We start from the raw sequence: 9,175 nt of genomic DNA, 5'->3' as shown, positions 1-9,175 counted from the left end.
CCGGCGCCATCATGGTGCTGATCATTTTCACCATCATGCTCCTCAACCTGAACAAGGAGGAGCTGGAAGAGCCGCCGGTGGCGTGGATGCGTTTGATCTTCACCGCGCTGGTGTGCGCGGTGGCGGCGTTCATGGCCATCAGGGTGTTCGGGCACGTCGAAGCCGCGAAGATCGAGATGACCGCCGACTTTGGCAGCATCGAGGGCGTCGGGCGCCTCATGCTCTCCGACTTCCTCTATCCGTTCGAAGTGATTTCGCTGGTTCTCCTGGTGGCCGTGGTGGGCGTGGTTCTCCTGGCCAAGAAGGTGATCTAGATGGGTCCCGTCACGCTGAACCACTATCTCTACCTGAGCGCCATCCTGTTCTTCATCGGCGCGTTCGGGGTGTTGTTCCGCCGCAATCTGCTGGTGATGCTGATGTCGGTGGAACTCATGCTGAACGCGGTGAATCTGTCGTTCGTGGCCTTTGCGCGCCATTCCGCGGGAACGATGGACGGCCACGTGATCGCCTTCTTCGTGATGGCGCTCGCGGCGGCCGAAGCCGGAATAGGACTGGCGATCCTGGTGATGGTGTTCCGCAACCGCACCACGGTGCAGGCCGACGACCTCACCCTGATGCGCGACTGAACCATGGGAAAGACGCCTGAATGAACTCGTTGCTCTGGATCATTCCGATCGCACCCCTGGTGGGTGCCGCGCTCAACGGCCTGCTCGCGCTCGCCTACGGCGGCCGCGAGAAGGGCCCCAGCGAGCGCCTGGTGTCGCTCATCGGCTGTGCGGCCCCGCTGGTTTCCTTCGCGGTGGTGGTGCGGCTGTTCCTGGCCATGCGCGGGATGGCCCCCGAGGCGCGGATCTTCGAGAGCACGCTGTTCACATGGATCGCCGCCGGCCCGGTGCACATCGACTTCGCCTACTGGGTGGACGCGCTCTCCATGACCATGCTGCTGGTGGTCACCGGGGTTGGATCTCTGATCCACATCTACTCGACCGGCTACATGCACGGCGACCGCGGCTTCGCGCGCTTCTTCAGCTATCTCAATCTGTTCATGTTCGCCATGCTCACGCTGGTCATGGCGAAGAACCTCCCGCTGCTGTTCGTGGGCTGGGAGGGCGTGGGGCTGTGCTCGTACCTGCTCATCGGTTTCTGGTACAAGGACATCGCCAACGCCGCGGCGGGCAAGAAGGCGTTCATCGTCAATCGTGTGGGCGACCTGGCCTTCCTGATCGGGATGTTCATCCTGTTCATGGCGACCGTGAACCTCGGCCAGCCCACGCTGGATGTTCCCGAATTGCGCGCGCTGGCCGCGGTGCACCACGAGGCCTTCGGAGCGGTCGCGGTGGCCGCGTGCATCCTGCTCTTCGTGGGCGCGTGCGGCAAGTCGGCGCAGATTCCGCTCTACGTGTGGTTGCCCGACGCCATGGCCGGTCCGACGCCGGTCAGCGCGCTCATCCACGCCGCCACCATGGTGACCGCTGGCGTGTACATGATTGCGCGTTTGAGTTTCCTGTATGAGATGGCGCCCGCCGCCTCGGCGGTGGTGGCGGTGATCGGCGCGGCCACGGCCATCTTCGCGGCCAGCATCGGCTTTGCGCAGCGCGACATCAAGAAGGTGCTCGCGTACTCGACCGTGAGCCAGTTGGGCTACATGTTCCTCGCCGTGGGCGTGGGTGCGTACGCGGCGGGCGTGTTCCACCTGGTGACGCACGCCTTCTTCAAGGCCTGTCTGTTTTTGGGCGCGGGCTCGGTGATCCACGGTCTCTCCGGCGAGCAGGACATGTTCAAGATGGGCCAGCTCAGGAAGCACATGAAGTGGACCTGGCTCACGTTCCTGGTGTCGTCGCTGGCCATCGCGGGCATCCCGCCGCTGGCGGGCTTCTTCTCCAAGGACGAAATCCTGTGGAGCGTGTTCAACGCGCACACCGGTCCCGAGTGGTTGCCGCGCGTGCTGTGGGTGGTCGGGCTGGCCACCGCGGGCATGACGGCGTTCTACATCTTCCGCGCGGTGTACCTCACGTTTTACGGCAAGGACAACGTCTCCGCGGAGGCCAAGCACCACCTGCACGAATCGCCGCCCGCCATGACGGTGCCGCTGATGGTGCTGGCCGCGGGTGCGGCGGTGGTGGGTTTTCTGGGTGTGCCGGCCGCGCTGGGCGGCGCCAACGTCTTCCACCACTGGCTGGAGCCGGTGTTCGCCGGTCACGCGGGTGGCCACGACATGGGCGTGGGCGCGTTGTCGCACGGCGCGGTGACGGTTGCGGCGGCGGCGGAGAGCCATGGATCCACGACCCTCGAGCTGATCCTGATGGTGGTCTCGGTGGTGACGGCGGTGGCGGGGATCCTGTTCGCGCGCACGCTCTACGTGCAGATGCCGGGCGCCGCCGCGGCCTTCACATCGCGGCTGGGCGGTTTCTATACCCTGGTCTTCAACAAGTACTACGTGGACGAACTGTATGAACGCGCCATCGTCCGCCCCGGTTACGCCATTTCCGACAAGCTCCTGTTCCGGTTCATCGACACCGGAATCATCGAGGGCATCGTGAACGGGCTGGGCATCACGGCGCGCCTGTTCGGCGCCACCTTCCGGCTGCTGCAGTCCGGCGTGGTGCGCACCTATGCGTTCTTCATGCTGATCGGGTTCCTGTACCTGGTCTATGCACTGGTGAGATGACGTGGACATTCTGAGCCTGGTGACATTCCTGCCGCTCTTCGCCGCCGTGGTGGTGGTGCTGATGCCGCGCGGTGCGCATCGCGCCATCAAGGGCTTCGCGCTGCTGGCGTCGATCGCCATGTTCGCGGTATCGATCAAGCTGGTGCAGGGCTTCGTGGCCAACCCGGACATGCAGTTCGTGGTGGACGCGCCCTGGCTACCGTCGCTGGGAATCTCCTACCACATCGGTATCGACGGCATCAGCCTGTTCCTGGTGATGCTGGTGACCTTCATCACGCCCATCACCATTCTCGGCTGCTGGAACACCATCGAAGAGCGCGTGAAGGAGTTCTTCTTCTGTCTGCTGTTCCTGGAAACGGCCATGATCGGGGCCTTCGTGGCCCTGGATCTGTTCCTGTTCTACATCTTCTGGGAGGCCATGCTCATCCCGATGTACTTCATGATCGGGATGTGGGGCGGGGAGCGGAAGGTCTACGCCACCATCAAGTTCTTCATCTATACCATGGTGGGATCGCTGCTCATGCTGGTCGCGATCCTGTACGTGGTGCACCAGAGCCGCCTGCAGACGGGGTCGCTCTCCTTCGACTACGGCGTGCTGCTGGCCACCTCGTTCTCTGCGCCGCAGCAGTGGATCCTCTTCCTGGCCTTTGCGCTCGCGTTCGCCATCAAGGTGCCGATGTTTCCGTTCCATACCTGGCTGCCCGACGCGCACGTGGAGGCGCCCACGCCCGGCTCCGTGATCCTGGCCGGCGTGCTGCTCAAGATGGGCACCTACGGCTTCATCCGCTTCGCCATGCCGCTGTTCCCGGAGGCCGCCCTGCGCGCGGTGCCGTGGATTGCCGGCATCGCCATCATCGGCATCATCTACGGCGCGCTGGTGGCCATGGTGCAGAAGGACGTGAAGAAGCTGGTTGCGTACTCGTCGGTGTCGCACCTGGGCTTCGTGATGCTGGGGCTGGTGGCGCTCAACACGCAGGCGGTCGAGGGCGCCATCCTGGGCATGATCAACCACGGCATTTCCACCGGCGGGCTGTTCCTGCTGGTGGGTGTGATCTACGAACGCCGCCACACGCGGCTCATTTCCGAGTACGGCGGCATCACCCGGGTGATGCCGGTCTACGCCACCATCTTCATGATCGTGACCCTCTCGTCCATCGGGTTGCCGCCACTCAACGGCTTCGTGCACGAGTTCCTGATTCTGGTGGGCGCCTACCAGGCCAACCCATGGTGGGGCATCCTCGCCGCCACCGGCGTGGTGCTGGGCGCCATTTACATGCTGTGGATGTTGCAGCGCGTGTTCTTCGGCGAGATCACGAACGAGAAGAACAAGGGCCTCAAGGATCTCTCCCTGCGCGAGATCTTCGTGTTCCTGCCGCTGCTGGTGATGATCTTCTGGATGGGCATCTACTCAAAGCCGTTCGTGAGCCGCATGGAGCCCGCGGTGACGCAGTTCGTCGAACAGATGAATGCCTACCGCCTGGGCATGGACGCGCGTGACGGGGCCGTGAACGAAGCGGCGCTGGTTGCGCCCGCCAACGACAGGACGGAAGAAAACTGATGCCGATGTTCACCGCGGAGATGGCGAAGCTCCTGATGCCGCTCTTCATCATGACCGGTGGCGCCATGGTGCTGCTGGCGTGGAGCGCGGTTTCCATCCGCACGGCGCGCGCACAGGGCTGGTTCGCCGGCCTGGTGCACGTGGCGGTGCTCGCGAGCATCGTGCCGCTGTGGAACGCCGATGGCTGGCCCATGCTCAACGGCATGCTCATCGTGGACCGCTACGCGCTGTTCTTCGTGGCGATCTGCACCATTTCCTCCCTGGGAACCATCATGGTGTCGGGCAACTACCTGCGCCGCTTCGACATTCTGCGCGGCGAGTACTATGCGCTGCTGCTGCTGTCGCTGGCCGGCATGTTCGTCCTGGTGACCGCGTACGACTTGATGAGCGTGTTCCTGGGCCTCGAGCTCATGAGCCTCGCCATCTACATCATCGTGGGCTTCCGCCGCCGCGACCTGCTGGCCAACGAAGCGGCCATGAAGTACTTCCTGCTGGGCGCCTTTGCGGTGGCGTTCTTCCTGTACGGGATGTCGATCCTGTACGGCCTGCTGGGCACGCTCAACTTCAAGGCCATGGTGATCGCGGCGGTGGACGGGGGACTGGTGAAGTCGCCGGTGTTCCTGTTCGCCATCGCGCTGGTGCTGGTGGGTTTCGTGTTCAAGGTTTCCGCGGTGCCCTTCCACATGTGGGTGCCGGACGTGTACCAGGGCGCGCCCTCGCCGGTCACCGGCTTCATGGCGGGCGCGGTGAAGGCGGCCTCGTTCGCCGCGTTCCTGCGCCTGTTCTACATGAGCTTCTTCACGGCGCGCGCGCAGTGGGTGGACATCATCATCGTGCTGGCCATCGCCACCATGACGCTGGGCAACGTGGTGGCGCTGGTGCAGCGCAACCTGAAGCGCATGCTGGCCTACTCGAGCATCGCCCACGCCGGTTACATCCTGGTGGGCATGGCGGCGCTGGCCATCGACAACACCCGCGCCGCCTCCAGCGTGATGTTCTACCTGCTGGTGTACAGCTTCATGACCCTGGGCGCGTTCGCGCTGGTGACCGCCGTCGAGAACCGCAGCGACTCGCGCGGGCTCGAACTCGAGGACCTCTCCGGCCTGGGCCTGCGGCGGCCCATGATCGGTTTCGCCATGGCGGTGTTCATGTTCGCCATGGCCGGCATCCCGCCCACCGCGGGCTTCTTCGCGAAGTACTATGTGTTCAGCGCCGCCATCGACCGCGGGCTGGTGGTGCTGGCCGTGATCGCCGTGCTCAACAGCGCGCTCTCGCTCTACTACTATCTGCGTGTCATCGTGTGGATGTACTTCAAGCAATCCAAAGACGAAACCCCGGTGTTCGACGACTGGGGCGTGCGCGTGGTGCTCATCGTCTCCGTGCTCGCCGTGTTGTGGCTGGGCCTGGGACCGAGCGGTGTCGTGCCCGGCATCGAGACCGTTCTAGGCTGGACCAGCGACTCGCTGGAGCGTATCGTCAGCCTGCGCTAGAGATCCCCACGTTTTTGGCGGCGCGACTGTCCGCCCCATCCCCTCCGGCGTCCACTCCGCAGCACGGACTGGCGCTTTTCGGAAATCCACCTACACTATGAATAGACGGTAACCAGGAGGAACAAGCGTGAAGACCGCCCGTCCCGATGTCTGGCTCCGGGGTCCCATCTATGGCATCCCGGCGCTGCTGGTACCCATCGTCCAGGCGCTGCTGCAGGCGCGCGAGGACGCCCGCGGCGCGGCCGGCGGGCTGACCCGCGAGCAGTTCCACGCCCGCCCCGCCGGGGTCGCATCGCCGGCATTCCACCTGTTCCATGCATCGCACGCGCTCGACCGCCTGATGACCTACGCGCGCGGGGAGGCGCTGCACGATTCCCAACGGGCCGCGCTTGAGATCGAGCGCGGCGGCAACGTGCTCGGCGACGCCGACGAGCTGCTGGAGCTGTTCGATGCCACCGTCGAACGCGCCATCCGCCAGATGCGTTGCACGCCCGAGAAATCGCTCCACGATGAACGCCGCGTGGGCGGCGCGGCGCTGCCCAGCACCGTGCTGGGCCTGCTGTTCCACGCCGCGGAGCACACCTCCCGCCACGCGGGCCAGCTCATCACCACCGCGCGCATCGTGTCCCACCCCCACGGGTAACTGTCTACGAATCCCCTTTTCCGGCCAACGATATCGGGGCATACTCAGGCCCGCCAGCCACCTCCGAACCCGGGTGAAGTTTGCTCATGCCCTCAGCAGCACACATCCGTTTCCTGTTCGTCCTGCTCCTGCTGGCGGCGCCGGCGCTGCTGGCCGCCCCCCCCGATCCGGACCGCTACGACGCGCTGGCAGACTCCCTCTTCACCGCCGCTGCCTACGACTCGATGCTCGCTCTCTCCTCGCGAAGCGTGGAGGCCGCGCTGGCCCGCGGCGATTCCGTCATGCTGGGCCGCATGCTGGTTGCGCGCGGCCGCGCGCGCGCCATGCTGCGCATCCCGGGTTCCCGCGCCGACTTCGACCGCGCCGTGCTGGTTTCCCGCACGGTGGGCGATTCCACGGGCTGGTCGGCCGCACTGGGTCTGCAGTCGCTGATGGCGGCCATCGACGGGCGTTTCGACGAGTGCATCGCGCTCAACGAACAACGCAACGAGATTGCGCGCGCCATCGGGTCGGTGCGCGGCTTGGGCTGGGGACACACGCTCATCGGGTATGCCTGCCTGATGCAGGGCAAGCTGGAGCGGGCGGAATTGGAATACCGCGAGGCGGTCGCGAATTTCCAGCAGGCCGATCGTCCGCGGGATGAACTCGAAGCGTTGATCGGGCTGGGGCGCGTGTACAACTCGTCGGGGCGCCTCGAGGAAGCCCGGAGTGCCTATCACGACGCGCTGGACATCGCGCGCGAACAGGGCGACCGTCGGCAGGAGGCGGACTGCTGGAACAACCTCGGCGGCCTGGAGCTGGAGCGCGGGGAACTGTCGCGGGCGGCGGAGTACTTCCGCCGTTCGTACGATCTCAAGCGCGCCGAGGGTTCCTACGACGTGTCGTCGCCCGCGGTCAACGTCGCGCTGGCCAACACGCTGGTCGGGCACTACGCCGCCGCCGAGTCCGTGCTCGTCGACGCCATCCAGGACGCGCACGAATGGGGCTTCAAGATGATCTTCAGCGACGTGTACGGCACGCTCGGGCACCTGCGCATGGCGCAGCACCGGCCGCGCGGGGCGGCGGTCTACTTCCGGCGCGCGGTGGCCCGGGGCGACACCGGCACCGTCGAGGCGCGCCTCGACGCGGCGGCCGGCCTGGCAGCGGCGCTCGCCGCCCAGGACAGCGTGGCGGCCGCGCTGGACGTGCTCGAAGGCCAGAGCCCCGGCTTCCTGGACGCGCCGTCGTCCGCGGCGCGTGGTGACGGCCTGATCGAGTGGTCGCGGTGCCTGCGCGCGGCCGGAGATCCGGTGCGCGCCGAAACCATGGCCCGTGCGGCGCTGGCCGACGCCACCGCGCGCGACGACCCGGGTGGCGCCGTTCTCGCATCACTCGAGATCAGCGCGGCGCGCCGGGCAATGGGGGACCCGGAGGGCGGGTATGCGTGGTTCGACCGCGCGCGGGCCATGTACTCGGAATCGTCGGGGAGGAGTGGCGAGTACCAGTGGCGCGAGGCGTTCCGCGCCTCGCTGGCACCCCCGCTGGTGGCGGGGGCGGTGGCCCTGCTCGAGTGGCCTCCCGGCGCATCGCGCCGCGAACGCGAAGGCGTGTTGTTCGACTTCCTGCAGGAGGTCCGCGCGCGCACCCTCATGGAGCGCATCACCGATCCCCGGCGCGCGGACGAGGGTGCGAATGTCGTGGCCATGGTTACCGCCGCACAGCTGCAGCGGCAGACGCTGCGCCCCGGCGAGTGCCTGCTCGACATTTCCGCGGGCACCCGCAACGTGTTTGTCTTTGCCGTGACGCGGGACTCGCTGCGCCTGTGCGTAATTGATGACGCCGACGGCATGATCGAACGGCGGGGAACGCGCTACTGCTCGCTTGCGGGTTCCCCTGGGGCGCGGGATATCACGGCGGATGCCACCCCCGCCGAACTCCTCTCCGGCGTACGCGACATTCTCGACGGTGTGTCGTCGATCATTGTGATTGCGGACGGGTGGGTGGCGTCACTCCCGTTCGCCGCGCTCTCGGTGGACGGAGAAGCCCTCCTCATCGACCGGTACGAAATCAGCGCCGTTCCGGCGGCGTCGCTGCTCCACGACCTGCGCGCCCGCCCGCAGGAGTCCCCGCTGGAGGGCGTGCTCGCCTTCGCCCCGGTGGGTGCCGCCCTGCCGGGCGCACGGCGCGAGGTCCGCGAGCTGGCACTGCACTACGCCGGCGTACAGGCGGTGGATTCCGCGCTCGCGGGAGCTGCGCTGGCGGAACTGGCGCGGGAACGCGGGGTGGTGCACGTGGCTTCACACGTGGACGTCAACGGCGAGCGTCCGTGGCACTCCGGCATCCAGCTAGGGCCCGACGGCCGGGACGCCGGCTACCTGCGCGCGTCCGAGATCGTCCGCGACGACTTCCGCGAGCGGCTGGTGGTCCTCTCCAGTTGCGAGTCCGCGCTCGGGCGGGCCACCCAGGGCGAGGGGGTTCTCGGTATCACCACCGCGTTTCTCGGCGCCGGCGCGCGCTCGGTGGTGGCGACGCTGTGGAAGGTGGACGACCGCACCACGTCGGATCTCATGCTGGCGTTCTACGACGGCCTGAAGGCGGGCCTCCCGGCCGGCCGGGCGTTGCGCGCCGCCCAGCTTGCGGTGCGCCGCGAGCACCCGTCACCCTTCTACTGGGCGGGCTTCGTGATGGTGGGGGACGCCGCCGTCACGGTGCATCTCACCCCCCGCCCCCGCCCACACATCCTTATGGTATCATTGATCTTCGGCGTGCTGGCGCTGACCGGAACCGTGATTGCGGGATTCCGGCGGAGATTATTCTTCCGTATGTGACGAAACCCG

7 protein-coding genes are annotated in these 9,175 nt (G+C 66.6%); all 7 read left to right on the top strand.

What is annotated here, in order from left to right; translation table 11 throughout:
* The coding region (locus OEX18_04895; protein ID MDH4336598.1) for an NADH-quinone oxidoreductase subunit J at positions 1-314 on the top strand (314 nt) is incomplete at its 5' end.
* Positions 315-626, top strand: a complete 312-nt coding sequence (gene nuoK, locus OEX18_04890) for an NADH-quinone oxidoreductase subunit NuoK (GenBank protein ID MDH4336597.1) — start codon at positions 315-317, stop codon at positions 624-626. It abuts the gene before it with no gap.
* Between the two features lie 20 nt (positions 627-646).
* Positions 647-2,668, top strand: a complete 2,022-nt coding sequence (nuoL, locus tag OEX18_04885) for an NADH-quinone oxidoreductase subunit L (GenBank protein MDH4336596.1) — start codon at positions 647-649, stop codon at positions 2,666-2,668.
* A 1-nt stretch (position 2,669) separates the two neighbouring features.
* The gene (locus tag OEX18_04880) at positions 2,670-4,226 is read left to right on the top strand and encodes an NADH-quinone oxidoreductase subunit M (protein MDH4336595.1); all 1,557 of its coding nucleotides are present in this window, start codon (positions 2,670-2,672) and stop codon (positions 4,224-4,226) included.
* A complete protein-coding gene (locus tag OEX18_04875) occupies positions 4,226-5,716 on the top strand; it encodes an NADH-quinone oxidoreductase subunit N (GenBank protein MDH4336594.1) in 1,491 nt (496 codons plus the stop codon). Before OEX18_04880 ends, OEX18_04875 begins: the two co-directional genes overlap by 1 nt.
* Positions 5,717-5,843: 127 nt before the next feature.
* Complete coding sequence (locus OEX18_04870; protein ID MDH4336593.1) at positions 5,844-6,359, top strand: DinB family protein; 516 nt, start codon at positions 5,844-5,846, stop codon at positions 6,357-6,359.
* Positions 6,360-6,445: 86 nt separating this feature from the next.
* Positions 6,446-9,166, top strand: a complete 2,721-nt coding sequence (locus OEX18_04865; protein MDH4336592.1) for a CHAT domain-containing protein — start codon at positions 6,446-6,448, stop codon at positions 9,164-9,166.
* Positions 9,167-9,175 lie beyond the last annotated feature (9 nt).

This window comes from Candidatus Krumholzibacteriia bacterium, from assembly GCA_029865265.1.
Classification (GTDB): domain Bacteria; phylum Krumholzibacteriota; class Krumholzibacteriia; order WVZY01; family JAKEHA01; genus JAKEHA01.
This window is presented reverse-complemented; position numbering and strand designations above follow the sequence as displayed.